This window comes from Gordonia sp. NPDC003950 (assembly GCF_053605205.1).
Genome location: NZ_JBSGIT010000011.1, coordinates 17,390 through 42,051 on the forward strand (window position 1 = coordinate 17,390; position 24,662 = coordinate 42,051).

The 24,662-nt window shown below is 67.0% G+C and carries 23 protein-coding genes and 2 pseudogenes; 16 read left to right on the forward strand and 9 right to left on the reverse strand.

Features of this window, described 5'->3' with window-relative positions:
- Window positions 1-107: 107 nt before the first annotated feature.
- The 7 genes and pseudogenes from ACWETB_RS11490 to ACWETB_RS11520 all read left to right on the forward strand — a co-directional run bounded on the left by ACWETB_RS11490 (window position 108) and on the right by ACWETB_RS11520 (window position 7,764).
- A complete protein-coding gene (locus tag ACWETB_RS11490; RefSeq protein ID WP_348804421.1) occupies window positions 108-1,154 on the forward strand; it encodes an amidohydrolase family protein in 1,047 nt (348 codons plus the stop codon).
- Complete coding sequence (locus tag ACWETB_RS11495; protein ID WP_425476220.1) at window positions 1,151-1,975, forward strand: iron-sulfur cluster assembly protein; 825 nt, start codon at window positions 1,151-1,153, stop codon at window positions 1,973-1,975. The genes ACWETB_RS11490 and ACWETB_RS11495 overlap by 4 nt, the downstream gene beginning before the upstream one ends.
- Window positions 1,972-2,995: pseudogene (locus ACWETB_RS11500) on the forward strand (NAD(P)-dependent alcohol dehydrogenase). The gene ACWETB_RS11495 and the pseudogene ACWETB_RS11500 overlap by 4 nt, the downstream one beginning before the upstream one ends.
- Window positions 2,996-3,159: 164 nt before the next feature.
- Window positions 3,160-4,809: a chaperonin GroEL gene (gene groL / locus ACWETB_RS11505; RefSeq protein WP_348804423.1), complete on the forward strand. Its 1,650-nt coding sequence runs from the start codon at window positions 3,160-3,162 to the stop codon at window positions 4,807-4,809.
- Between the two features lie 197 nt (window positions 4,810-5,006).
- A complete protein-coding gene (locus ACWETB_RS11510; protein ID WP_452211216.1) occupies window positions 5,007-6,830 on the forward strand; it encodes a sigma-54-dependent Fis family transcriptional regulator in 1,824 nt (607 codons plus the stop codon).
- Window positions 6,831-6,903: 73 nt separating this feature from the next.
- Complete coding sequence (ykgO, locus tag ACWETB_RS11515) at window positions 6,904-7,026, forward strand: type B 50S ribosomal protein L36 (protein ID WP_348804425.1); 123 nt, start codon at window positions 6,904-6,906, stop codon at window positions 7,024-7,026.
- 78 nt (window positions 7,027-7,104) lie between these two features.
- Window positions 7,105-7,764 carry a class II aldolase/adducin family protein gene (locus tag ACWETB_RS11520; protein ID WP_449743252.1) on the forward strand — a complete coding sequence of 220 codons (660 nt, stop codon included), beginning with the start codon at window positions 7,105-7,107 and terminating at the stop codon, window positions 7,762-7,764.
- Window positions 7,765-7,801: 37 nt separating this feature from the next.
- Here the strand turns inward: ACWETB_RS11520 and ACWETB_RS11525 are convergent, their stop codons facing one another.
- A complete protein-coding gene (locus ACWETB_RS11525; RefSeq protein ID WP_348804427.1) occupies window positions 7,802-8,392 on the reverse strand; it encodes a TetR/AcrR family transcriptional regulator in 591 nt (196 codons plus the stop codon).
- A 125-nt stretch (window positions 8,393-8,517) separates the two neighbouring features.
- On the opposite strand from ACWETB_RS11525, the gene ACWETB_RS11530 reads away from it, so the two are divergent.
- The 4 genes from ACWETB_RS11530 to ACWETB_RS11545 all read left to right on the forward strand — a co-directional run bounded on the left by ACWETB_RS11530 (window position 8,518) and on the right by ACWETB_RS11545 (window position 13,662).
- On the forward strand, window positions 8,518-10,296 hold the full coding sequence (locus ACWETB_RS11530) for an acyl-CoA dehydrogenase (protein WP_452211219.1): 1,779 nt from the start codon (window positions 8,518-8,520) through the stop codon (window positions 10,294-10,296).
- A gap of 79 nt (window positions 10,297-10,375) precedes the next feature.
- On the forward strand, window positions 10,376-11,137 hold the full coding sequence (locus ACWETB_RS11535; RefSeq protein ID WP_348804429.1) for an SDR family NAD(P)-dependent oxidoreductase: 762 nt from the start codon (window positions 10,376-10,378) through the stop codon (window positions 11,135-11,137).
- Window positions 11,138-11,229: 92 nt separating this feature from the next.
- On the forward strand, window positions 11,230-11,448 hold the full coding sequence (locus tag ACWETB_RS11540) for a DUF1490 family protein (RefSeq protein ID WP_425476219.1): 219 nt from the start codon (window positions 11,230-11,232) through the stop codon (window positions 11,446-11,448).
- A 69-nt stretch (window positions 11,449-11,517) separates the two neighbouring features.
- A complete protein-coding gene (locus ACWETB_RS11545) occupies window positions 11,518-13,662 on the forward strand; it encodes a heavy metal translocating P-type ATPase (protein WP_452211221.1) in 2,145 nt (714 codons plus the stop codon).
- A gap of 8 nt (window positions 13,663-13,670) precedes the next feature.
- Here ACWETB_RS11545 and ACWETB_RS11550 read toward each other — a convergent pair whose 3' ends face one another.
- From ACWETB_RS11550 to ACWETB_RS11575, 6 genes are all read right to left on the reverse strand, one after another.
- Window positions 13,671-14,309, reverse strand: a complete 639-nt coding sequence (locus ACWETB_RS11550; protein WP_348804430.1) for a TetR family transcriptional regulator — start codon at window positions 14,307-14,309, stop codon at window positions 13,671-13,673.
- A 56-nt stretch (window positions 14,310-14,365) separates the two neighbouring features.
- Complete coding sequence (locus ACWETB_RS11555) at window positions 14,366-15,532, reverse strand: NAD(P)/FAD-dependent oxidoreductase (RefSeq protein WP_452211223.1); 1,167 nt, start codon at window positions 15,530-15,532, stop codon at window positions 14,366-14,368.
- The gene (locus tag ACWETB_RS11560; RefSeq protein WP_348804577.1) at window positions 15,529-15,711 is read right to left on the reverse strand and encodes a rubredoxin; all 183 of its coding nucleotides are present in this window, start codon (window positions 15,709-15,711) and stop codon (window positions 15,529-15,531) included. Before ACWETB_RS11560 ends, ACWETB_RS11555 begins: the two co-directional genes overlap by 4 nt.
- 43 nt (window positions 15,712-15,754) lie before the next feature.
- Window positions 15,755-15,928 carry a rubredoxin gene (locus ACWETB_RS11565; RefSeq protein ID WP_449743255.1) on the reverse strand — a complete coding sequence of 58 codons (174 nt, stop codon included), beginning with the start codon at window positions 15,926-15,928 and terminating at the stop codon, window positions 15,755-15,757.
- On the reverse strand, window positions 15,925-17,172 hold the full coding sequence (locus ACWETB_RS11570; RefSeq protein ID WP_449743256.1) for an alkane 1-monooxygenase: 1,248 nt from the start codon (window positions 17,170-17,172) through the stop codon (window positions 15,925-15,927). Before ACWETB_RS11570 ends, ACWETB_RS11565 begins: the two co-directional genes overlap by 4 nt.
- Before the next feature lie 230 nt (window positions 17,173-17,402).
- A complete protein-coding gene (locus tag ACWETB_RS11575) occupies window positions 17,403-17,879 on the reverse strand; it encodes an NUDIX domain-containing protein (protein ID WP_452211226.1) in 477 nt (158 codons plus the stop codon).
- A gap of 77 nt (window positions 17,880-17,956) precedes the next feature.
- Here ACWETB_RS11575 and ACWETB_RS11580 point away from each other — a divergent pair, with 77 nt between their 5' ends.
- The 5 genes from ACWETB_RS11580 to rsgA all read left to right on the forward strand — a co-directional run bounded on the left by ACWETB_RS11580 (window position 17,957) and on the right by rsgA (window position 22,815).
- A complete protein-coding gene (locus tag ACWETB_RS11580) occupies window positions 17,957-19,672 on the forward strand; it encodes a nucleobase:cation symporter-2 family protein (RefSeq protein ID WP_449743258.1) in 1,716 nt (571 codons plus the stop codon).
- A 60-nt stretch (window positions 19,673-19,732) separates the two neighbouring features.
- Window positions 19,733-19,960, forward strand: a complete 228-nt coding sequence (locus tag ACWETB_RS11585) for a hypothetical protein (RefSeq protein ID WP_348804436.1) — start codon at window positions 19,733-19,735, stop codon at window positions 19,958-19,960.
- Window positions 19,961-20,053: 93 nt separating this feature from the next.
- On the forward strand, window positions 20,054-20,440 hold the full coding sequence (locus ACWETB_RS11590) for a VOC family protein (protein WP_348804437.1): 387 nt from the start codon (window positions 20,054-20,056) through the stop codon (window positions 20,438-20,440).
- A gap of 45 nt (window positions 20,441-20,485) precedes the next feature.
- On the forward strand, window positions 20,486-21,751 hold the full coding sequence (aroA, locus tag ACWETB_RS11595) for a 3-phosphoshikimate 1-carboxyvinyltransferase (RefSeq protein WP_452211228.1): 1,266 nt from the start codon (window positions 20,486-20,488) through the stop codon (window positions 21,749-21,751).
- Entirely contained in the window at window positions 21,748-22,815 is a 1,068-nt protein-coding gene (gene rsgA / locus ACWETB_RS11600; protein ID WP_449743260.1) for a ribosome small subunit-dependent GTPase A, read from the forward strand. The genes aroA and rsgA overlap by 4 nt, the downstream gene beginning before the upstream one ends.
- A 2-nt stretch (window positions 22,816-22,817) precedes the next feature.
- On the opposite strand, the gene ACWETB_RS11605 is transcribed toward rsgA, so the two are convergent.
- The gene (locus ACWETB_RS11605) at window positions 22,818-23,561 is read right to left on the reverse strand and encodes a GntR family transcriptional regulator (RefSeq protein ID WP_449743261.1); all 744 of its coding nucleotides are present in this window, start codon (window positions 23,559-23,561) and stop codon (window positions 22,818-22,820) included.
- A gap of 40 nt (window positions 23,562-23,601) precedes the next feature.
- Window positions 23,602-24,623: pseudogene (locus ACWETB_RS11610) on the reverse strand (LacI family DNA-binding transcriptional regulator).
- Window positions 24,624-24,662 lie beyond the last annotated feature (39 nt).

Consider the following 24,662-nt stretch of genomic DNA (forward strand, 5'->3'; position numbering starts at 1 on the left):
ACCTCTCAGCCAACAGTTTCCAGCCCCACAGTTTTCAGCCCCACAGTTTTCAGCCCAGTACCAGCCCCCACAGCCCCGTCAACGCCGCGAGAGAGCGAGTGAGACCGATGTATGAGAAGAACGGCGAGAAGTATTTCATCGTAGATGCCCATGTGCACCTCTGGGACGGACGCGAGTCCAACCACCGCAACATCCATGGCAAGCAGTTCATCGACTGCTTCTACGACTACCACCGCAACCTGAGCCCGGAATCGGAGCTGTGGGACTACGACACCTACTGCTACTACGGTCCCGAACGGCTCATGCAGGATCTCTTCGTCGACGGGCCGGCCGACCACGCGATCTTCCAGGCCACGATCCTCAAGGACTTCTACGTCAACGGCTTTGCGCAGGTGGACGATTCACTCAAGCTGTGCCAGGACAATCCGGGCAAGCTCACTTACAACCACGCCTACGATCCGCGCGACGGCGAGGACGGCCTCGAGCAGTTGCGTCGTGACGCCGAAACCATGGACCTCAAGGGCGTCAAGCTCTACACCGCCGAATGGCACGGCGATTCCCGCGGGTACAAACTCGACGATCACTGGTCGCGACGCTACCTCGAGGAGTGCATCGAGCTGGGTATCAAGAACGTTCACGTACACAAGGGACCGACGATCCGTCCGCTCGATCGCGACGCCTTCGATGTCGCCGACGTCGACAAGGTGGCCACCGACTACCTCGACCTCAACTTCATCATCGAGCACGTCGGCCTGCCCCGCCTGGAGGACTTCTGCTGGATCGCCACCCAGGAGTCCAACGTGTACGGCGGACTGGCCGTGGCGATCCCGTTCATCCACACCCGGCCCCGCTACTTCGCGCAGATCATCGGCGAACTCCTCTACTGGATCGGCGAGGACAAGATCCTCTTCGCCAGCGACTACGCGCTGTGGACCCCGCAGTGGCTCGTCGAACGGTTCGTGGATTTCCAGATCCCCGAGGACATGACCGAATACGCGCCGATCACCACCGATCAGAAGCGGAAGATCCTCGGCCTCAACGCCGCAGCGCTGTATCCGCACATCGAGGTTCCCGAGGAGCTGCGGATCCCCACCGACGCCGCCGATCCCGGTGCGGAGGTGGCGGCCGGCGCGCAGGAGGCGGTGAACGCATGACCGCGCTGTCGGACCGCCACCACGTCGAAAGCGGGACGGTGCAGATCGAGGACACGGTGATGATGACAGACGCCGTGCTGGGCGCACTCGATACCGTTCTCGATCCGGAACTCGACCAACCCATCACCGAATTGAACTTCGTCCGTTCGGTTTTCATCGACGACGACGGGGTCACCGTCCATCTGCGGCTGCCCACGTCCTTCTGTTCACCGAACTTCGCGTACCTGATGGCCTCGGATTCGCTGGATGCCCTCGAGGACATCGAGGACGTCGGTCAGGTGCGGGTGATGCTCGATGATCACCACGACTCGGACAAGATCAACGCCGGTCTGGCCGCGCACGCCGGCTACAAGGGCACCTTCGGGGTCGAGGCCGAGCAGGATCTCGAAGAATTGCGGATGACCTTCCTGCGCAAGGCCCACACCGCGTCGATGGAACGCGCGGTCAGTGCGCTCATAGCCTCGGGGGCGGCCACCGCCGCCGACTGCGAGCATCTGCTGCTGCGGGACCTGCCCGACGGGCCCGCGAAGTACGCACTGCTACGGCGACGGGTACAGATCGGTCTGGGTGTGTGCCCGAACTGCCGGGTCGTAGTAGACGAGGACGGCAGTCCGTTGCCACCGGAGCAGGTGCCGGTGCGGCTGAGATTCGCACGGTCGGTGCGGATCTCGGTGGAGGGCAACTCGCACTTCTGCCGCGGCCTACTCGCCACCCGCTACGCCGACGACGATGCATGCGACGGCACCAGCGGACCGGTCATCACCAACGTGCGCACCCGCGCACTCCCCGACAGCAATTTCCTTCAGGAGAGGTCATCATGAGAGCCGTCCAGGTCGTCGGATATCACGACAAACTGCAACTCAACGAGATCCCCGACCCGACGATCACCGGTCCGCTCGACGTGATCGTGCGGATCGGCGGGGCCGGGGTGTGCCGCACCGATCTGCACATCCTGGAAGGTCAGTGGGAGGCGAAAAGCGGTGTCACACTGCCCTACACCATCGGACACGAGAACGCCGGCTGGGTGGAGGCGATCGGAGATGCGGTCACCAACGTCTCCGTCGGCGACAAGGTGATCCTGCATCCGCTGATCACCTGCGGACTGTGCCGGGCCTGCCGCGACGGCGACGACGTCCACTGCGAGAACAACCAGTTCCCCGGGATCGACACCGACGGCGGCTACGCCGACTATCTCAAGACCACCGCCCGCAGCGTCGTCAAGATCGACGATTCACTCGAGCCGTCGGATGTGGCCGCGCTCGCCGATGCGGGCCTGACCGCCTATCACGCCGCGGCCAAGGTGGCCCGGATGACGCGTCCCGGCGACACCTGCGTGGTCATCGGCGCAGGTGGCCTGGGGCACATCGGGATTCAGGTGCTCGCCGCCATCTCCGGGGTGACCATCGTGGTGGTCGACCGCAACCCGGATGCGGTGGCCCTGGCTCTCGAAGTCGGAGCGCACAAGGGCATCGTCGCCGACGGCACTCAAGTCGACCAGGTGCTCGCACTGACCGACGGGAAGGGCGCCGAGGCGGTCCTCGACTTCGTCGGTGAGGGTGGTGCCACCGCCGAGGGGGTGGCGATGCTGCACCGGGCGGGCAACTACTTCGTCGTCGGCTACGGCGAGAACATCAACGTCCCCACCATCGACATCATCTCCACCGAGATCAACTTCATCGGTAATCTCGTCGGTTCCTACAACGATCTCACCGAGCTGATGACCCTCGCCGCGCAGGGAAAGGTCAAGCTGCACACCGCAACCTATGCACTCGACGACTACCAGAGCGCTCGACGATCTGGATGCCGGTCGGGTGCGGGGCCGCGCGATCCTGATTCCCTAGAACTCCGTCACGGGACCTGCCCCGAGCTTCCCGGCTGACACGTCGAGTCACGGAGGTGTCCTCGATACACCTCCTCGCTTGGCTCGTCGGCACTCGGAGGGCGGGCGGACAACTGAATACAGCCCGACCACAACAACACCGAACACAGAGAAGAGGTTGACGACATGGCCAAAGAGTTGCGCTACAACGCCGAAGCGCGGCTGCGGCTGGAGCGGGGCGTGAACGCCCTTGCCGACGCGGTCAAGGTGACACTGGGCCCCAAGGGCCGTAATGCGGTCCTGGAGAAGCTCACCGGTCCCCCGACGATCACCAACGACGGTGTCACCATTGCCCGGGAGATCCAGCTGCGCGACCCATTCGCCAACATGGGCGCCCAATTGGTCAAGGAGGTGGCGATGAAGACCAACGGTGTCGTCGGTGACGGCACCACCACCGCAACCGTGTTGGCGCAGGCGATGGTGCGCGAGGGGTTGCGGGCCGTCGAGGCCGGCGCGAACCCGATGCGGGTGCGCCGCGGCATCGAACGGGCCGTCGCCGCGGTACTGGAATCCTTGTCATCCCAGGCGGTTCAGATCGGTGGTCGCAGTGACCTCGAGCGCATCGCATCGCTGGCCGCCAGCGATGACGAGGTGATCGGTGCGGTCATCGCGGCCGCCGTCGAACATGTCGGCAAGACCGGGGTGATCACCACTGAGGAGAGCGACACCCTCGGCCTGTCCGTCGACGTCGTCGACGGCATCGAATTCGATCACGGCTACATCTCCGGCTACATGGTCACCAATCCGGAACGGATGGAGGCGGTCCTGGACAATCCGGTGATCTTGTTGACCAACAAGAAGATCACCTCGGTGCAGGAGATCATGCCGGCCATCGAGACGGCCAAACGCGCCGACCGCCCGCTGCTTGTCCTCGCCGAGGACGTCGACGGACCGGCGCTGCAACTGCTCGTCGGTGGCAACATGCACAAGACGATGCTGTCGGTGGTGGTGCGCGCACCGGGCTTCGGACATCGCCGCATCGCCGAACTCGAGGACCTCGCGGTGGCGCTCGGCGGCCACGTGATCGCCAAGGACACCGGCATCGATCTGCACGAGGTGTCGATGGAACACCTCGGCACCTGCGATCGGGTGACCGTCACCGAGAACGAGACGACCATCGTCGGGGCGCACGGCGATCAGGAACTCGTCGACTCCCGGGTCCGGCATCTGGAGGCCCAACTCGAACGTGCCCGCATCGACGCCGATCGCGACGCCCTCGAACTGCGCATCGCACGATTGACCGGCCGGGTCGCGGTGATCCGGGTCGGCGGTGTGACCAGCGTCGAACTCAAGGAGCGGATGCTGCGGGTGGAGGACGCCCTCGCCGCCACCCGCGCCGCGGTGGAGGCGGGCATCGTCTCCGGCGGCGGCACCGCGCTTGCCCAGGCGCATCGGGCGCTGGAATCCCTCGAGGCCACCGGCGACGAGAAGGTCGGCATCGAGGTTGTCCGCGATTCCCTCGCCGAACCGCTGCGCTGGATCGCCACCAACGCCGGCTTCGACGGTGACGAGGTGGTCACGGTGGTCTCCGGACTACCGCTCGGACACGGCTTCAACGCCCTGACCGGTGGTTACGGCGACATGTTCGACGAGGGCGTCATCGATCCGTGCAAGGTCACCCGGGCCGCGCTGGAGAGCGCGGCGTCCATCGCGGCGCTGCTGATCACCACCGAGACCGCCGTGGTCGAGGAGGTCATGGGCAATCCCGGCGCGATCCCGGCGCCCGGTTTCGGTGACCTGGCCGAGGGTATGGTCCGCCCGTCCAACATCTACTGAACTGATCTGATCTTGTCCGGTCGGGGACACCGCGTTCGCCCGGTGAGGTGATTCCCGACCAGCCCCGGACTGGGCCGACCGCGATCCGAACGGGATCTGCCGTTCGCGGCGTTGATCGCGGTCGGCCCTCCCCTTCCCCCGACGAGGTAGACTCGTCGGAGAGGTGAGATACAGATCACAGAGGAGTCGCTTGCTCGGTGATTTCACAGCCCCCAGCCCAGCCCAGTACGTCCACCGCCACGGTCGCCCGCGCCCGGGAGAAATTCCTGAGCGACGACGGACTCGATGACGCCGTCCGAGAATCGATCTCGACGTCGTGGCGGCGATCCCGCGCGTTCAATGTCCGCGCCGATCGCCTCGAACTGCCTTTCGTCCGGGAACCGAACACCGACGGGCCGTTGATGACGGCCGCACGCCCGATCATCGATCAGCTCGCCGGCGATCTGTCGTCGGAGCCGATGTCGATCATCCTGACCTCGGCCGACGGCGTGGTGCTCTCACGCACCACCGCCAGTACCGGACTGCGTCGGATGCTCGACGAGGTGAGTCTCGCACCGGGATACAGCTACAGCGAGGAGTTCGCGGGCACCAACGGCATCGGCACCGCACTCGAGACCCGCCAACCCACCGTGGTCAGCGGCTCGGAGCATTACGCCGACAGCCTCGGCCCGTTGACCTGCGCGGGCGTGCCGATCGTGCATCCGATCTCCGGAGCGGTGGTCGGCGCTCTCGATCTGACCTGTCGCAGCGAACTCGAGCAGCCGTCGACGTTGTTGCTCTCGCTGGCCAAGTCAGCGACCTCGCAGATAGTGCAGCGCATGGTGTCGCAGGCCAGCGAGCGCGAATCACGACTGTTGAACGCGTACCTGGCCACCTGCCGGCGGGCACCGAATGCCATGGTGCTCGCGATCTCCGGCGACGTGGTCCTGATGAACCGGCGCCTGCGTCACAGCGTCGACCCGGCCGACCAACTCGCCATCCTCGAGCACGCCGTCGACCAGTCGCCCACGCGCGGAACACCGGGCCGGGTGAGCACGCTGCCCAGCGGGCGGGTCGCGCGGCTGTCACCGGTGTCGGAGTACTGCGACGACGGTGCGCAGATCGCGGTCTTCCGGGTGCATCTCGTCGACGCCGCACCCGCACCGTCGGTGGCCGCGCCGAAAACGCCGACGGCAACCCTGCCCGGAGTGGTGGGGCGTAGTTCGTCGTGGCGGCAATGCTGTTCGCGGATCGTCGGTCACGTGCGGGCCGGCCAATGGATCGCGGTGTCGGGCGAGGCGAGATCGGGGCGGACCGCGACCTTGCGTGCGGCCGCCGAACGCTACCAACCGGCCACCACCCGGGTGTTCGCCGCCGACGACTTCGCCGCCGACGACTTCGCCACCGACGCCCTCGACGACACCACGGGCGTCGCCGAGGACACCCTCGACGCGCTGGCCACCGAACTCGATCGGGACGGCTTCTGCGTCATCATCCGCGACATCGACACCATCGGCGCCGACGCCCAGGCGGCCATCGCAGACCTGCTTCCCGGCCGCGAACACGCCGGGTGGCTCGGCGTCACCACCGCGGCGTCCGCGGTCGAGGCGGGGACCACGCTGCTGCCCTTCTTCGGCCACACCGTGGAACTCCCCCCACTGCGGCATCGGATCGAGGATCTGCAGGATCTGGTGCCGACGTTGCTGCGGCAGTTGACGCGCGGCCGTGAACTGAGTGTGGCACCGGATGCGATGCGCCAACTCAGCAAGTATTCGTGGCCGGGCAATGTGGCCGAACTGCGCCAGACACTGCGTGAGGTGGTCACCCATCAACGCTCCGGCGTCATCGGCGTCGGTCAGCTGCCACCGCGGTGTCGCACCACCAGCCGGCACACCCTGACCCGCATCGAGGCCCTCGAACGCGACGCGATCGTGCGCAGCCTCGAGGAGAACGGCAACAGCAAGGCCGATGCCGCGGCCGCACTCGGCATCTCGCGGGCGACGATCTACCGCAAGATCAAGGAGTTCGGGATCGTCACCTGACGACGACCCATTTCGTCTTTTTGCGACGGCGCGCGCTATTGTTCATGACAGTCATTTTCAACAAGGAGCTGTCATGAAGGTTCGCGTATCCCTCCGATCCATCAAGAATCAACCGGGCGCCCAGGTCATCCGACGACGCGGCCGTGTCTTCGTCATCAACAAGAACAATCCACGATTCAAGGCACGCCAGAAGTGAGCCCCGCGGCCGCGCACCTCGGGCACAATCGAGCCGCTTGTCCTCCACATGCATGTCGATGGGTCTAACGTCGATGGGGTGGGCATCGACGATCACCGCGCCTCTCTGTGCGCGGCCGCGCATCATCTCGCGGCCTCGGCCGGGCTCACCTCCCGCACCGACGGCAACCTGTCGGTCCGCTCCGGCGACCACATCCTGCTGACACCGACCGGATGCCGACTCGACACCGTCACACCGGATCAGCTGGTCATCGTCGACCTCGACGGCGTCGTCGCGGTTCCGACGCCGTACCGCCCGACCAGTGAACTCGGTCTGCATCTGGAGATCTATCGCACCACCTCGGTGTCCGCGGTGGCCCACGCCCACTCGATCGCATCGGTGTCGGCAGGCACCGTCGTCGACGAACTGCCGGCCATCCACTACACCGCGGCCATGCTCGGCGGCACCGTACGCGTCGCGCCCTATGCCGTCTTCACCAGCCTGGAACTGAGTGAGCTGGTGGGCGCCGCTCTGCACGAGCGCACCGCCGCCCTCATGCGCAACCACGGTTCGATCGCGGTCGGCAGCAACATCGAGACGGCATGCGAGCATCTCGAACTCCTCGACTGGCTGTGCGAGGTCTACCTCCGGTCCGTCAGCGCCGGCACACCGGCCGCGCTCGACGATGCACAACTCACCGAGATCGTCGCCTCGGCCGCGCGGCAGTACTACACCCCGTTCCCCGGAACCGATCACTGATCACTGATCACTGATCACTGATCACTGATGGCCGACCTCAGGTCGCGAGCACCATCCGAAGGGCCATCCGCGCGTACATCTGCCCCACCGTCGCCGGGTCCCGGTGCGTCCGCGTGGGGAACCATCGGCACACGTCGACGCACAGCGACGAGATCGCGAGGACGACGTCGTCGGGATCGTCGGCCGCGAACTCACCCGCCTCGACCCCGCCGGCCACGATCGTCGCGATCATCTCGGTGGTCTTCCGCCGCAGTGCCGCGATCGTCCGGAAGTGCGACGGCGTCAACGCCCGCATCTCGTACTGCACGACCTTGGCCAGTTGTTGATGGCGCGCCTGCCAGCCGGCGAAGGCCGCCACCACCGCGGTCAACCGTTCGGTGTGCGACGCACTCGCGTCGTCGGCGGCGGCGATCGCCTCGTTCACCGATCGGTGCCCCTCCAGCGCGATCGAGTACAGCAGTTCCTCTTTGGAGCGGAAATGGGGATACATCGCCGCCGCACTCATCCCGAGGCCGGCCGCGATCTGCCGCGTCGAGGTACCGGCATAGCCGGACTCGGCGAACGACGCGATGGCTGCCTGCCTAATGCGCTGTGCAGCGGCGGATTCCGTGACGCGAACCGTGGTCACTCGAACCGGCCTCCTGTTGGTGATCGCCCGGCACTATTGACCCATCCGGGGGGTTACGGGCAGTATAAGCGAGTGCTTATAACTGAGCGAGTGCTTAGGTGCACGCACGACCGAACGGAGATGTGATGGCCGACCCCTTGTCGCGGCGCGACCTCGAATTCCTGCTCTACGAGTGGCTCGACGTCGAATCCCTCACCAGCAGGCCGCGCTTCGCCGACCACTCACGAGAGACCTTCGACGCGGTCCTCGACCTCTCGGCCGACATCGCGATCAGCCGGTTCGCACCGTTCAATCGTCTCGGCGACTCCCACGAGCCGTTCGTCGGCGACGACGGCACGGTGGTACTGCCCGACGAGATCACCGCGGGCATCCACGAATACCTCAAGGCCGGCCTGGTGGCCGGCTCGTTCGACGACGCCCTCGGTGGCATGCAACTGCCCACCGTCGTCGGCCACGCCTCCTCGGCCTGGTTCCAGGCGGCCAACGCGGCGATGTCGTCGTACGCCTTCCTGACCGTCGGCAACGCCAACCTCCTCGCCGAATACGGCACCCCCGAACAGATCGACACCTGGGTTCGCCCCATGATCGAGGGCCGCTACTTCGGCACCATGTGCCTGTCCGAACCCCAGGCCGGCTCCTCACTGGCCGACATCACCACCAAGGCCGCCCCCGCCGACGACGGCACCTACCGCATCACCGGCACCAAGATGTGGATCTCCGCGGGCGATCACGAACTCGGCGAGAACATCGTGCACCTCGTCCTCGCCAAGGCCCCCGGCGGCGGCCCGGGCGTCAAAGGCATCTCACTGTTCATCGTTCCCAAGTTCCTGCCCGACGGCACCCGCAACGACGTCGCGCTGGTCGGCCTCAACCACAAGATGGGCAACCGGGCCACCACCAACTGCCTGCTCAACTTCGGCGACGGGAGTTTTGCCACCGCTCGCTCCGCTCCCGGCGCGGTCGGCTACCTGGTCGGCGAGGAGCACAAGGGCCTGTCCTACATGTTCCACATGATGAACGAGGCCCGCATCGGAGTCGGATTCCTCGCCACCTCACTGGGTTACGCCGGATACCTCGCCTCACTGGAGTACGCGAAGGTGCGCACCCAGGGCCGCCCGGTGGACCAGAAGGACCCAGACGCCAAGCCCATCCCGATCATCGAGCACGCCGACGTCAAGCGAATGCTGCTGGCGCAGAAGTCCTATGTCGAGGGCGCATTGGCACTCGGGCTGTACTGCAGCAAGCTCGTCGACCTGCAGCAGACCGGCGACGAGACCGAGAGCGCCCGCGCCGGACTGCTGCTCGACGTACTCACCCCGATCTCCAAGTCGTGGCCGTCGCAGTGGTGCCTCGAGGCCAACAACCTCGCCATCCAGGTCCTCGGCGGCTACGGATACACCCGCGAATTCCCGGTCGAGCAGTACTACCGCGACAACCGCCTCAATCCCATTCACGAAGGCGCGCACGGCATTCACGGCCTCGACCTGCTCGGCCGCAAGGTCACGATGGCCGGCGGGGCCGGGCTCGCGCTGCTCGCCGAGACCATCGGCGACACCATCACCCGCGCAGGCCGGGTTCCTGAACTCAGTGAATATGCTGCGGCGCTGCGTGATTCGATCGACACCCTCGTCGCGACCACGGCCACGGTCTGGTCGGCCGGCGACGTCGCGGTGTCACTGGCCAATGCGACCGCCTACCTCGAGGCGACCGGACATCTCGTCATCGCCTGGATGTGGCTCGAGCAACTCCTCGCCGTGGGCGGAAAGTCCGGGGACTTCTACGACGGCAAACGAGCCGCTGCGGCATACTTCTACCGCTACGAACTGCCCAAGACCGCGGTGCAGTTCACCCTGCTGGCAGCCCTGGACCGCACCACCCTCAACACCGACCCGGCCTGGCTGTAGCGCGCCCGATACAGTCAGCGAATCTGAATCATTCAACAGCTTCTCGACAACAGCTTCTCGACAACCAAGGAGTGACCGCGTGTCCGTTCTCGACCTGTTCTCCCTCACCGACAAGGTCGTCGTCGTGACCGGCGCATCGTCGGGTCTGGGCGTCTCGTTCGCCACCACCTTCGCCGAGGCCGGCGCCGACGTGGTGCTCGCCGCCCGCCGCACCGACAAGCTCGCCGACACCGCCGCCAAGGTGGAGGCGATCGGCCGAAAGGCGTTGTCGGTCACCGCCGACGTCGCCGATCCGGAGTCGTGCCAGAAGGTCATCGACACCGCGATGGAGACCTTCGGTCACGTCGACGTGCTGATCAACAACGCCGGCGTCGGCACCGCCGTCCCCGCCACCCGGGAAACCCCGGAACAGTTCCGCAGCGTCATCGACATCAACCTCAACGGGTCGTACTGGATGGCGCAGGCCGCCGGTCGGGTGATGACTCCGGGCAGCTCCATCATCAACATCTCCTCGATCCTCGGCATCACCACCGCATCCCTGCCGCAGGCGGCGTACGCGGCCAGCAAGGCCGGGGTCATCGGTCTCACCCGCGACCTCGCCCAGCAGTGGGGCGCCCGCAAGGGCATTCGCGTCAACGCCCTGGCGCCGGGCTTCTTCAAATCGGAGATGACCGACGGCTACAAGGACGGCTACCTGGACTCGCAGATGCCGCGCGTGCTGCTCGGCCGCACCGGCGACCCCACCGAACTCGCCGCCACCGCGGTCTGGCTGGCCTCACCGGCCGGCGGTTACGTCACCGGACAGACACTGCCCGTCGATGGTGGGATCACCGTCACGTAGCGTCGCCCGACGTCGCATTCTCCGCGCGCTGGCGCTAGAACTCGTCGTTCTGGAAATCATTTGCATTACAGGTCGACGGAGAGGTTCCACAGATGGCGATGCATGCACTGTTGGTGAAGGCGGGTTCGGCGGTGGCCACCGGGATTGTCGGCGCCGCGGCGTATGACCTCGCCCGCAAGGCCGTGGCGAAGGCCCCGCTGCGCGAGGGTGCGGTGGTGGTCACCTCGTGGGGACTGTTGGGAACCCGCAAGGCCGAGGCCATCGCCGAGGACGCACGCCTGCGCACCGCCGACATCATCGCCGAGGCGTAGGATCGCATCGGCGAAGAGGCGAATCCACCCGGGGTGTCGGAACCGCACGATCACGAGCACTGATCCGCGGTGACCGTCGTCGCAGCCGACATCCGCTCGGATGCCGCCGGCCGACTCCGGCTGATCACACCCGATCTCCGTGGCGCCCCTGCCCGGCGGGCGGTGGCCGTCGAGGACGCACTGATGGCCGTGCCCGGTGTCCGTGCCGCACACGTCTACCCGCGCACCGGATCGGTGGTGGTCTGGTATCGCTCGACCACCGATCGCGCCGCACTGCATTCGGCGCTCGCCGACGGGCTGTCGGTCGACCTGACCAGCGTCGCGCGGGCTCACCCGCATTCGGCCGACATCACCAACACCGAGCTGGTCCGGCTCGGTATCGGCGCCGGGGCTCTCGTGCTTCTGGGCTTGCGGCGCTACGGTTTCCGGCGTCCGCCGCTCCTCGGGCCCGCGTCACGCACCGTTGCCACCGGCGTCACCATCTTCTCCGGGTATCCGTTCCTCAAGGGTGCGCTGCGGTCGCTGCGCGGTGGTCGCGCCGGCACCGACGCACTGGTCTCCGCGGCCACTGTCGCCAGCCTGCTGCTGCGCGAGAACGTCGTCGCACTGACGGTGCTGTGGCTGTTGAACATCGGTGAGTTCCTGCAGGATCTGACGCTTCGCCGGACCCGCCGGGCCATCTCGGATCTGTTGCGCGGCAACACCGACACCACCTGGATCCAGCTCGACGACGGTACCGAGGTGCAGGTGCCCATCGACTCGCTGGCCGTCGGCGACGTCATCGTCATCCACGACCACGTCGCCGTGCCGGCCGACGGGACGGTCGTCGACGGCGTCGCGGTGGTCGATCAGTCCGCCCTGACCGGCGAGAATCTGCCGGTGACCGCGGCGGTCGGTGATCACGTGCACGCCGGCTCGGTGGTGGTCAGCGGACGACTGGTGATCCGCACCTCCGCGGTCGGGACCGACACCGCCATCGGTCGCATCATCTCCCGAGTCGAGGAGGCCCAGCACGACCGGGCGCCGATCCAGACCGTGGGCGAGCAGTTCTCCCGGCGGTTCGTGCCCGCATCCTTCCTGCTGTCGGCGGCCACCCTGCTGGTGACCCGGGATCTCCGTCGCGCGATGACGATGCTGCTCATCGCCTGCCCGTGTGCTGTCGGCCTGTCCACCCCCACGGCCATCAGCGGCGCCATCGGCAACGGCGCGCGGCGCGGCATCCTGATCAAGGGCGGCTCGCATCTCGAGGCCGCCGGACGCGTCACGGCGATGGTGTTCGACAAGACCGGAACGCTGACCACCGGGCGTCCGATCGTCACCAACGTCATCTCCTTCGACGACGCCTGGACCCCCGAACAGGTGCTCGCGCACGCCGCGAGTTCGGAGATCCACTCGCGACATCCGTTGGCCGAGGCCGTGATCCGATCCACCACCGACCGTCGCATCGAGATCCCAACACACGCCGAATGTGAGGTCATCGTCGGGTTGGGGATGCGTACGCTGGCCGATGACGGCCGGGAACTGCTGTTGGGTAGCCCGGCCCTGTTCGCCCAGCATGACGTCGCCCTCAGCGACGACGCCCGGGACTGGGTCGATCGGCTCCGAAACGATTGCGAGACACCTCTTCTGCTGGCCGTCGACGGTCGGCTGGTCGGTCTGGTGAGCCTGCGCGACGAGGTCCGCGAGAATGCGCGCGAGGTCTTGGACGTCCTGCGGTCACGCGGTGTCGAACGCATCGCGATGCTGACCGGCGACCATGCCGCCACCGCCGCCGCGATCGCCGAGTCGCTCGGTATCGACGAGTGGCGTGCCGAGGTCCTCCCCGACGACAAACTCGCCGCCGTACGCGAACTGCAGGCGCAGGGCCACGTCGTGGCGATGGTCGGCGACGGAGTGAACGACGCACCGGCGCTCGCCGCGGCCGACGTCGGCATCGCCATGGGTCTGGCCGGCACCGATGTGGCCGTCGAGACCGCCGACATCGCGCTGGCCCGGGACGATCTCGCGATGCTGCCCGCCGTAGGCGATCTGGGCGATCACACCCTGGGGGTGATCCGGCAGAACTACGGAATGGCCATCGCCGTCAACGCCATCGGTCTGCTGATCGGGGCGGGTGGTGCGCTGTCCCCGGTCCTGGCGGCGATCCTGCACAACGCCTCGTCGGTGGCGGTGGTCGGGAACTCCGCCCGGCTGATCCGGTATCGGCTGGACTGACCGATCACTCAGTCACCGGCGTCGTCGTCGGCCCCCGCGTCATCGCCACCGCGGGCCCGCGCCGCCGAGATCGCCGGCGCCATCACCACGGCGAGGTCGGCGGCCACGTCGCGGTCGCTCTCCGGTGGCATCGCCACGTAGCTCAGGGCCATGCGGACGATGGCCCGCGCGATCGGGAGGGCGTCGTCGTCACCGAGTCCGATCCACGACGTGGTGAGCGTGTCGATGAGGGCCGCACTCGCGGTGGTGATCAATGGACCCGCGTCGGTGGTGATCAGGCGCAGCAGGTCGGGTTTGGCCTCGCCCCGCTGGAGGGAACCGATGAGAGGGTCGTCGGCTGCGGTGCCGAAGAAGTCGGTGAATCCCTGATACAGCGCGGCGTCGACATCGCCTGCGGTACGTGTGATCGCGTCGGAGACGATCGCGGAGAATTGCTGAGCCAACCGCATGGCGTAGGCCTCGGCGATCCCGTGCCGCGAGCCGAATTCGTTGTAGACGGTCTGGCGGCTCACCCCGGACACCCGCGCCACGTCGGCGACGGTCACCGACGGCCAATCCTGTTCGAGGAGCAGGTCATGCAGGCCGTCGAGCAGCGTCGTCCGCAGGAGTTCCTTGCTCGCCTCTGCGAATGTCCGCCTCGTCCTCACCCCGACGAGACTACCGAGGCACTCCCCGGCCGCCCGCCTCGCCGGGGTCGGGGCTCTCATACCGTCAGCCGGGTCAGCTCGGCGGTGATCTCCTCGCGCGCCGTACGACCCGCTCGCGGCCGCCCGATCGCCACCGCGCCGACGAGTTGTCGGTCGTCAAAGCACCGCACCACCGCATCACGTTCGGCGAGCGAGCCGTCGATCTCATACCGCGTCCCCGAGGCGGGCCACCCGGCGATCTGGAAGTTGACTCCGTAGTGAATCGTCCAGGCGAGCGGGACCTCGCGGTAGGCCGGCGCCGACCCTCCGGCGAGATCGGCGGACACGCTCAGCGCGGCCGCCATGCCCTGCTTGGTGGCCGACATCCAGTTCTCGGTGCGGGCGGGCCGCCCCGTACGCGGGTGCGGCGGCGCGGCCACATCGCCTGCGGCGTAGACGCCGTCGGCGCTGGTGCGCAGGTGGTCGTCGGTGTGGATTCCCGCCGCAGCCACCTCGATCCCCGCGGCAACGGCCAGCGTGACATCCGGGCGCAGTCCCAGCGCCGCCACCACCGGACCGTCGAGTCGCGCACCACCGCTCAGGGTGAGTCCGGCAGCGTCGGCCGAAGCCACCCGGGCGCCGCATCTCAGCACCACCCCCCGCTCGCTGTGCAGCTCGGCAATCACCTCGGAAACGATCTCGGGTACAACGCGTTCCATGACACGATGGGCGCGCTCGACGACATCGACCGGGTATCCGGCGGCCGCCGCGGATGCGGCGATCTCGAGGCCGATGAGCCCACCGCCGACGACCGACACACGCCCGGTGTCCGCGATCGACTCCCGGATTCGCTGCGCGTCGGACCGGGTACGCAGCGTCGGCACCCCGGCCATCGGTTCCGCGCTGGCGGCGCGACCGCCGGTAGCCAGGATGAGCGCATCGTAGGGCAGCGTCCGTCCGTCGGACAGTCCGATCAGCCGGCCGGCGGTGTCGAGGTCGGAGGCCATCACCCCACAGCACACCTCGATATTCTTCTCGGTCCAGAACGCCGACGGCCGCAGCCTGATCCGATCTGCCGACAGATCCGCGCGCAAGAGATCCTTGGACAGTGCGGTGCGCCGGTAGGGATCCTCGGGTTCGCTTCCGATCACCGTCACCGGACCACCGAACCCGTTGTCCCGCAATGTCTGGGCCGCCGTCATCCCGGCGATCCCGGTACCGACGATGACGACACCACCCGTCACGGCCGAGCCACCTCGATCATCTCGAAGTCGGATTTGGCGGCGCCGCAGTCCGGACAACTCCAATCGTCGGGGATGTCGTCCCAGCGAGTGCCCGGCGCGATCCCGTCGTCGGGCCAGCCGAGTGCCTCGTCATATTCGAAACCGCATTGGACGCAACGGAACAGCTTGAAGTTCATGATCGTTCTCCTGGAGTGAGTTGAGGAATGAGGGGCGGGCGATCGCTCACACCGCGGCGCGGACGGGCTCGAAGTCGACCTTTTCGCGGACGCCGCAGTCGGGGCAGGCCCAGTCGTCGGGGACGCCGTCCCACGTGGTGCCGGCCGGAAAGCCCTCGCGCGGAGCGCCGATCGTCTCGTCGTAGATGTAGTCGCAGATGGGGCATCGGTACGCGCTCATCGGGTGAGCCCCCCGCCGTTCGCGGCGGATGCCCCGTGCCGGGCCGCGATCCTGTCCGCCTTGCGCGGGTGCAGATTCACCCTGCTGATATCGCCGTCGTAGTGGTCGAGGACGCGGTGATCCATCACCCGCCGCCACAACGGCGGAAAGTAGGTGAGGCCGATCATGCTGGCATAGCCGCTCGGCAGGCTCGGCGCCTCGTCGAAGGACCGCAGTGTCTGATAACGCCGGGTGGGGTTGGCGTGGTGATCACTGTGTCGCTGCAGGTGATACAGGAAGATGTTGGTGCAGATGTGATCGGAGTTCCAGCTGTGCCGGGGCGCGCAGCGTTCGTAGCGACCGCTCGGGGTCTTCTGCCGCAGCAGTCCGTAGTGTTCGAGATAGTTGACGGACTCGAGCAGGCAGAATCCGTAGACCGCCTGGATAACCGCGAACGGCAGGACCTGCCAGCCGAAGATCGCGGTAAGGACACCCCACAGCACGATCGTCATCGCCCAGGCATTGAGCACGTCGTTGCTGTGGTGCCAGACGGGCCGCTCAAGGCGCCGCATGCGTGTGGCCTCCAACTCCCATGCCGACCGAAGGCTGCCGAAGATGCTGCGCGGCAGGAACATCCAGAAGGACTCCCCGAATCGTGAACTCGCCGGGTCCTCGGGCGTGGCCACCCGAACGTGATGTCCGCGGTTGTGCTCGATGTAGAAGTGGCCGTAGGCGGTCTGGGCGAGCGTGATCTTGGAGAACCAACGCTCGAGCTCGTCCTTCTTGTGTCCCATCTCGTGCGCGGTGTTGATCCCGATGCCACCCATGACGCCAATGGTCAGTGCCACACCGGTTTTCGAGACCAGGCCGAGGCCGCCGTCGATCCCGAGCCAGGACAGATCCGATGCCGTCCACAGGTAGCAGGCGAAGATCAGGCTGGCGAACTGAAACGGGATGAACGCGTAGGTGCAGTACCGGTAGTACTTGTCGTTCTCCAGTTGCTCCATCAACTCATCCGGCGGATTCTCCCCGTCGGGACCGAAGAAGATGTCGAGAATCGGCAACAGTCCGTAGATGAGGATCGGTCCGATCCACCACCACACCGGCGCGGCCACGTCCCAGCCGATCGCGGTGAATCCGGCGACCAGGCCGGCCGCGAGGAACAGCGCCGTGGGCGGGATCAGCCCCATCAACCACAGATACCGCTTCTTGTCTCGCCACTCGAGCGTGGGCGCGCTCGTCGACGTCGAGTCGTCGATGCTCATCGATTTACCTCCTGGTGTGTTGTGCATCACGAATGAACATGACAATAGATGGTGATTGATTCGTTGTCTAGACGAAAACGTGCTATTTGTACACTCTGGGAACTGATGACGGACCTATGTCAGGCACCTGCAGGCGTGAACCGACGCGTCACGACACGGAATGACCACGCGGACGGGCAGACCGAACAGCACGGAACGGCGCCCGCGACACCATCGGATCCGGCGCGGATTCAGACCTCGATCAGGCCGCGCAGACGATCGACGAACGCCACCTGGGCAGGGTTGAGCTTGATAGCCGCATCCGCAGTCGAAACCCATTGCGCCCGATCGACTTCCGGAAACTTCTGCACCCGCCCCGACCGCGGCGGCCAGACCATCTCGAAGGTGTTGCTCGCCACCATCGACACATCGAGATCACCCTCGACGGCGAAGGCGACGACCCGTTTACCGCTCTTGAGCCGGACCACGCCGAGATCAAGGACCTCGCCCTCAGGAGCGGGTTGCCCGATCTCCTCGGCGAATTCGCGTCGGGCGGCGGCCAGAAGATCCTCACCCTCGTCGACGAGGCCCTTGGGGATCGACCACGCGCCGTCGTCCTTGCGTGCCCATAACGGTCCGCCGGGATGGGCGATGAGGATCTCGATCCCGGTGCCGGACCGCCGGTACATCAGCAGCCCCGAACTGAGCTGGGAGGTTCGAGGCGCCATGCGGATATATTCTGCCGGAAACACATTCGACACACGAGCGCGTCAAATCGGAAATCTCGCCCTCGTAGACATGGGGAATGTCAGTTCTCGACACCATCAAGCACGGGCGCAGCACCGACCATCCGGTCGACGACATCCCCCCGTTCGCCAAGCTCTTCCCCCTCGGCCTGCAGCACGTCCTGGCAATGTACGCCGGTGCCGTCGCGGTGCCGTTGATCGTCGGTGGCGCGATGATCAGCGCGGGACAGATGCAATCCGACGAGATGGTGCATCTGATCACCGCCGACCTCTTCGTCGCCGGTATCGCCACGCTGCTGCAGGCGGTCGGGTTCTGGCGTTTCGGCGTGCGGCTGCCGCTGATGCAGGGTGTCACCTTCGCCGCGGTCGGACCGATGATCACCATCGGCCTCGGGCACGGCATCACCGCCATCTACGGTTCGGTGATCGCCTGTGGCCTCTTCATGATCCTGGTGGCCCCGATCGTCGGGAAGCTCATCAGATTCTTCCCACCACTGGTCACCGGAACCATCATCCTGATCATCGGCGTCTCGCTGATGCGCGTCGCGGCCGGCTGGTTCGGCGGCGGCACCGCCCAGGGTGAGGACTTCGGCGCACCCAAGGCCATCGGTTTCGGCTTCCTGACGCTGCTGATCATCATCCTGCTGGAGCGCTTCGCCCCGGCGACGATCAAGCGCGTCTCGGTGCTCGTCGGCCTGGTGATCGGCACCCTGATCTCCATCCCGTTCGGGATGACCGACTGGAGCAACGTCGGTTCGGCCTCCTGGGTGGCGATCCCCGAGCCGTTCTACTTCGGCCTGCCCACCTTCAACGTCAGCTCGATCATCGCGATGATCATCGTCGCTCTGGTGATCATGACCGAGACCACCGGTGACATCGTCGCCGTCGGCGAGATCGTCGACAAGAAGATCACCCCGCAGAAACTCGCCGACGGCATGCGCGCCGACGGTGTCGGCACCGTCCTCGGCGGCATCTTCAACACCTTCCCGTACACCGCGTTCGCCCAGAATGTCGGGCTCGTCGCCATCACCGGGGTCAAGACACGCCACGTCGCGACGTGCGCCGGCGTCATCCTGGTGATCCTCGGTCTGCTGCCGAAGATGGCCGCGATCATCGAGGGCATCCCGCAACCGGTCCTCGGCGGCGCGGGCGTGGCATTGTTCGGCATGGTCGCCGCCAGCGGTGTCCGGACCCTGACCAAGGTCAAGTTCAACAACACCAACATCCTGGTCGTCGCCATCTCCGTCGGCGTCGCGATGCTCACCGAGGCCAAGCTGTACTACACCGACCGCACCCTCAGTGATGCGCCGGTCAACGTCTCCCTCGACCTGTATCACCAGTTCCCCGACTGGTTCCAGACGATCTTCCACTCCGGGATCTCCGCCGGCGCGATCACCGCGATCGTGCTGAACCTGCTGCTCAACTGGCGCAGCACCTCCCCCGACCCGGTCGACTACCACAACACCGGCGAGATCGACGTCGCCGAGGCCGAGGGACTGTCCGGCTCCGACGCACCGCGTGGGGGCGCGTTCGACCCGCGCGACGCACTGGCCGCCGCCGACCCGAACACCCCGCCGGAGACCCTCAAGGTCCTCGCCGAACACGATCCCGGACTGCACCGATTCATCGTCACCAACCCGTCGGCACCCAAGGAACTGTGCGAGTGGATCAGGAGCCAGGGCGATCCGACCGCGACGGCTGTGCTGGACCGCTGGGACGGCGTCACCGACGGGAAATTCTCCAGTCGTGGTGAGGGATCGATGACCGTCGACTAGGAGTGTGCCTCGGCGCCGGTACCGCCGGTGCCGAGGCGATTGCGGCCGTAAACTTGACCCATGCCCCCCAGCCCACAGCCCGAAGAACTCGACCCCGCCGTCGACGATCCCGACATCCCGCATGACACCCCACACGAATCGGCGTTCGCCTTCGGTGACGCCACGCCGATCGGCGAGACCGACCGCATCGCCCGCGAACGGGCCATCTACGAGGCGGCCCGCCACGGTAACGACCTGAACCGGGGCCATGCCCTCGGCGGGAGTGACGGGACCACCGAAGGCCAGTGACCGCCCGGCCCGGCGCGTCGAACACCACGACCGGTGCGACGCGCCGGGCCGAGTCATGTCCGACCCGCCGGTAGCGGTGTAGACACTCTAGACATGGAGGTCCTCACCAGCCGCGTGTTGCTGCGTTCGGCTGATCCGGAGAAGCTGCAGCACTTCTATCGACATCAACTCCGGCTCTCGGTGGCGCGCGAGTACCCCGGCGGCATGGTCTTTCATGCGGGCAACGGACTCATCGAGATCCCCGGCCACATGAGTTCGGACATCAGCTCGGGCGTCGAACCGTCCGGAGCACTCTGGCTGCAGGTGCGCGATGCCGTCGCGACCGAACGTGAGTTGCGGGCCGCGCACGTCGACATCGAGCGTGAACCGGTGACCGAGCCGTGGGGTCTGATCGAGATGCACGTCCGCGACCCCGACGGGCGGTTGCTGATCGTCGTCGAGGTCCCCGCGAGCCATCCCCTGCGGCTCGACAACCGGTGACCGTCGCTCCCGGTCGTGTCGGCGCCCCATGACAGACTGGACCGCATGAGCACGTGGACCGCGCCCACCGTCGGCGGATCGGTGGACGCCATCGTCGAGTTGCCCGGCTCGAAGTCGATCACCAATCGTGCGTTGCTGCTCGCCGCCCTCGCCGACGGGCCGTCGACGATCACCGGCACCCTCCGCAGCCGTGACACCAACCTGATGCTCGCCGCGCTCACCGGGCTCGGTGTCGGCATCCGCGTCGACGCCGCCGACCCGACCACGGTGTCCATCGAACCCCGCGACATGCACGGCACCGACGTGTACTGCGGGCTCGCCGGAACGGTGATGCGATTCCTGCCCCCGGTCGCGGCGCTGGCCACCGGGCGGGTCGACTTCGACGGTGACGCACAGGCACGCCAGCGCCCCCTGTCCACGATCCTCGACGCGCTGCGTGATCTCGGAGTCGACGTCGACGGCGACTCGTTGCCGTTCACCGTCAACGGAACCGGGTCCGCACGCGGCGGCGAGGTCACCATCGATGCGTCCGGGACGTCGCAGTTCGTCTCCGGTCTGCTGTTGACCGGCGCGCGGTTCACCGACGGCCTCACCATCCGGCACGTCGGTCCCCCGGTACCGTCCATGCCGCATATCGAGATGACCATCGCGATGCTCGAGACCGCCGGGGTCACCGTGGACGTCAGCGAACCCGACGTCTGGCGGATCGCACCGTCGACGATCCGCGCGGTCGATTGGATCGTGGAACCCGACTTGTCCAATGCGGCAGCGTTTCTCGCCGCCGCCGCGGCCACCGGCGGCCGGGTGGGCGTGCAACGTTGGCCGGCGGTGACCACCCAGCCGGGCGCGCAGATCGCCGACATCCTCGCCGAGATGGGTTGCACCGTCGAACTTCTCGACGGGACGCTGACCGTGCGTGGGCCGCAACGGCTGACCGGGATCACCCGGGATCTGCGTGAGGTCGGCGAGCTGACCCCGACCGTCGCCGCCCTCGCGGCGCTGGCCGAGGGCGAATCACGTCTCACCGGGATCGCGCATCTGCGCGGACACGAGACCGACCGGCTCGCCGCACTGGCCACCGAGATCGGCCGCCTCGGTGGCGATGTCACCGAGATCGACGACGGCCTGATCATCCGACCGGCGGAACTCCATGGCGGGCGCTGGGAGTCCTACGCCGACCATCGGATGGCCACCGCTGGGGCCATCATCGGGCTGCGGGTACCGGCGGTCACCGTCGACGACATCGAGACCACCGCAAAGACGCTGCCGGACTTTCCGGGCATGTGGCAGAAGATGATCGGCCGTCCGTGAGTCGCCGCGCGGCGAGTTACGACGAATCCGACGTCCGGATCCGACCGGGCAAGGGTTCACGGCCGCGCACCAAGACACGCCCCGCCCACGACGACGCCGAATCGGCGATGATCGTCTCCGTGGACCGCGGCCGCTGGGGCTGCGCCCTCGGCGGCGACCCGGACCGCATCGTCGTGGCGATGCGCGCCCGCGAGATGGGCCGGACACCGGTGGTGGTCGGTGACGACGTGTCGGTGGTCGGCGACCTCTCCGGAAAACCCGACACCCTGGCCCGCATCGTCAAGGTGACCGACCGTCGAACAGTGTTGCGCCGCACCGCCGATGACACCGATCCCTACGAACGCATCGTGGTGGCCAACGCCGACCGCCTGCTGATCGTCACCGCCATGGCCGATCCTCCACCCCGCACCGGCTTCGTCGAACGCGCCCTGGCCGCCGCCTACGTCGGTGGGCTGGAACCGGTGCTGTGCCTGACCAAATCCGACCTCGCCGACCCGACAGAGTTCGTGGCGGCCTTCGACGGCCTCGATCTGCCGATCGTGCGTGCCGGGCGTGACGACGCCCTCGACGACCTCCTCGCCATCCTGCGCGGGCACCTCGCCGCCTTCATCGGACACTCCGGGGTGGGCAAGTCCACCCTCGTCAATCGCCTGGTGCCGGACGCGGATCGCGCCACCGGTGTGGTCTCCGGGGTCGGCAAGGGACGGCACACGTCGACGCAGTCGGTGGCCCTGCCGCTCCCCGCGTCGGCCGCCGATCCGGACGGCAGACGGTCCTGGGTGGTCGACACTCCGGGTATCCGGTCCTTCGGGTTGGCCCACGTCGAACCCGACGACATCATCGATGCCTTCGACGACCTGCACGAGGCGATCGAACGCTGCCCGCGGGGCTGTACCCATGTCGGCCCGCCCGCCGACCCGGAATGCGCTCTCGACGAGTTGACCGGTCCCTCATATCGGCGGGCAATGGCGGTGCGGCACTTACTGATCGCGGTCAGCGGAAGTGGCGGCAACAAAGACTCCGGCACCGGCGACGACGCGGCGCCCGATGCCCCCACCGGGTGAGGTCAGCGGTCGACGACAGTGGTCTCGAAGAAGTACCGGTCCGCGCGATAGGCGTGCCGGCCGACCTCGACTACTTTGCCCGCATCGTCGAATGCGGTGCGCTGCATGGTGAGTAGCGGCGCACCCTCGTCGACGCCGAGGAGGGCCGACTCGTCGGCGTCGGCCGCCTTGGCACCGATGACCTGACGCGCCAGCCGAATGTGCACACCGTTGGCCCGGAGCCCTTTGTAGAGGCCCCCGTCCTCGAGGTCGCCCGGGGGAGGGCAGATGTCGGCGGGCAGATGATTGGTCATCACCGCAAGCGGTTCACCGCCGGCGCTGCGCAGGCGCCGGATCGTCACGGCCTCCGCGTCGGCGTCGAGGCCGAGTTCGGTGCGCAGGGCGTCGTCGGGTACCGATCGGCGATACTCCAGCAACTGCGTCGCCGGATGCATCCCGGCGGAACTCAGGTCGTCGAAGAGGCTGGTCAGCTCGACCGAGCGATTGACCGGACTCTGCACCACCTGGGTGCCGACTCCCCGCTTGCGGACCACCACACCCTTGTCGACGAGTTCCTGGATCGCCTGCCGGATCGTGGGCCGGGAGAGCTTGAGTCGCTTGGCGAGATCGAGTTCGTTCTCGAGCCGGTCGCCGGGGGTCAATTCGCCGTTGATGATCGCCGACTCGATGGCCTGGGCGAGCTGATGGTAGAGCGGCACCGGGGTCGAACGGTCGAGATCCACCTGCAGCTGGGTGGCCTGTGTCATGCCTCACAGTATGTCATAACAACCAAACATTGGCCTCGGTTCATTCCGGCGGCATGTTGAACGGCGTGATCACCTGGATCTCCGACGCGCGCGGTCGATACTCCCCGGGCACCGCACCATGGTGACTCATCACCGTCTGGGCGACCTGTCGCATGTCCGCGCGAGGTCATGATGCAGCACCGCGGTGAGATGCCCGCTACGCAACAGATCGCGATTCGACGGCCCGAGGTCGTGGCCGAGGAACACCTGGCATGTCTGGTCCGCGGCGGAGAGCGCCGTGACGATTCCCTTGTTCCCGCCACCGATCGAATAAACGGCCGCGATCCGCGAATTGTGTTCCAGCGCCGTGGTGGTCAGCCTCCGGCTGGTCACGTCCAGACCGTCGGAGCCGGAGACATAGGTGACGTGCCGGTGCGGATCGTCACGGCGCATCGCGGCACGAAAACCCATCTCCCGCTCCTCTTCGCCCCGGAACTCCGCGCTGCTGGTCATCACGAGGACGTCGGCATCGACGTGCCGCAGCCACTGCGACATCAGGTAGGCCGCGGTCGCGCCGGCCGCCCGATTGTCCATACCCACATAGCCGATCCTTGTACTCATCGGCACATCGCTCACCAGCGTGATCACCGGAATGCGGGCGGCGCTCAACCTGCCGATCGCGGCCGCGACCTCGGGTGCGTCCGGCGCCTTGAGGATGACCGCGTGGCTACCGTGGCGCGCGATCGCGTCGAGTTCGGCGACGATCGCCTCGACCTCCCACCGCTCGTGGCAGTGGTAGCGCGCCCGGAAGGTCGCCGGTCGTAGGCTCGGCATCTCGAGCTCCAACGCGGTGCGCACCATGGACGAGAACCGTTGCGGGGTCTCCATCACCAGGTCGATCATGAACTGCCGACCGGAAAGCCGGAGTTGGGTGCGCTGCCGGTCGAGGTCGGCGATGGCCTGCTCGACCTGACGGCCGGTGGCTTCACGCACGCCGGATCGCCCGTGCAGCACGCGGTCGACCGTTGCCTCACTCACGCCCGCCTGCCTGGCGATGTCGCGCACCGAATAGCGATGTGGCATGGCCCACTCCTGAGGTATTTTTGATGGAGATCTGCCCTT

What these genes read in the sequence shown, in the direction of transcription:
- ACWETB_RS11490 (WP_348804421.1), top strand. Translation starts at nt 108, where the DNA reads ATGTATGAGAAGAACGGCGAGAAGTATTTCATCGTAGATGCCCATGTG.
- ACWETB_RS11495 (WP_425476220.1), top strand. Translation starts at nt 1,151, where the DNA reads ATGACCGCGCTGTCGGACCGCCACCACGTCGAAAGCGGGACGGTGCAG.
- groL (WP_348804423.1), top strand. Translation starts at nt 3,160, where the DNA reads ATGGCCAAAGAGTTGCGCTACAACGCCGAAGCGCGGCTGCGGCTGGAG.
- ykgO (WP_348804425.1), top strand. Translation starts at nt 6,904, where the DNA reads ATGAAGGTTCGCGTATCCCTCCGATCCATCAAGAATCAACCGGGCGCC.
- ACWETB_RS11530 (WP_452211219.1), top strand. Translation starts at nt 8,518, where the DNA reads ATGGCCGACCCCTTGTCGCGGCGCGACCTCGAATTCCTGCTCTACGAG.
- ACWETB_RS11540 (WP_425476219.1), top strand. Translation starts at nt 11,230, where the DNA reads ATGGCGATGCATGCACTGTTGGTGAAGGCGGGTTCGGCGGTGGCCACC.
- ACWETB_RS11565 (WP_449743255.1), bottom strand. Translation starts at nt 15,928, where the DNA reads ATGAGCGCGTACCGATGCCCCATCTGCGACTACATCTACGACGAGACG.
- ACWETB_RS11570 (WP_449743256.1), bottom strand. Translation starts at nt 17,172, where the DNA reads ATGAGCATCGACGACTCGACGTCGACGAGCGCGCCCACGCTCGAGTGG.
- ACWETB_RS11575 (WP_452211226.1), bottom strand. Translation starts at nt 17,879, where the DNA reads ATGGCGCCTCGAACCTCCCAGCTCAGTTCGGGGCTGCTGATGTACCGG.
- ACWETB_RS11580 (WP_449743258.1), top strand. Translation starts at nt 17,957, where the DNA reads ATGTCAGTTCTCGACACCATCAAGCACGGGCGCAGCACCGACCATCCG.
- ACWETB_RS11585 (WP_348804436.1), top strand. Translation starts at nt 19,733, where the DNA reads ATGCCCCCCAGCCCACAGCCCGAAGAACTCGACCCCGCCGTCGACGAT.
- ACWETB_RS11590 (WP_348804437.1), top strand. Translation starts at nt 20,054, where the DNA reads ATGGAGGTCCTCACCAGCCGCGTGTTGCTGCGTTCGGCTGATCCGGAG.
- aroA (WP_452211228.1), top strand. Translation starts at nt 20,486, where the DNA reads ATGAGCACGTGGACCGCGCCCACCGTCGGCGGATCGGTGGACGCCATC.
- ACWETB_RS11605 (WP_449743261.1), bottom strand. Translation starts at nt 23,561, where the DNA reads ATGACACAGGCCACCCAGCTGCAGGTGGATCTCGACCGTTCGACCCCG.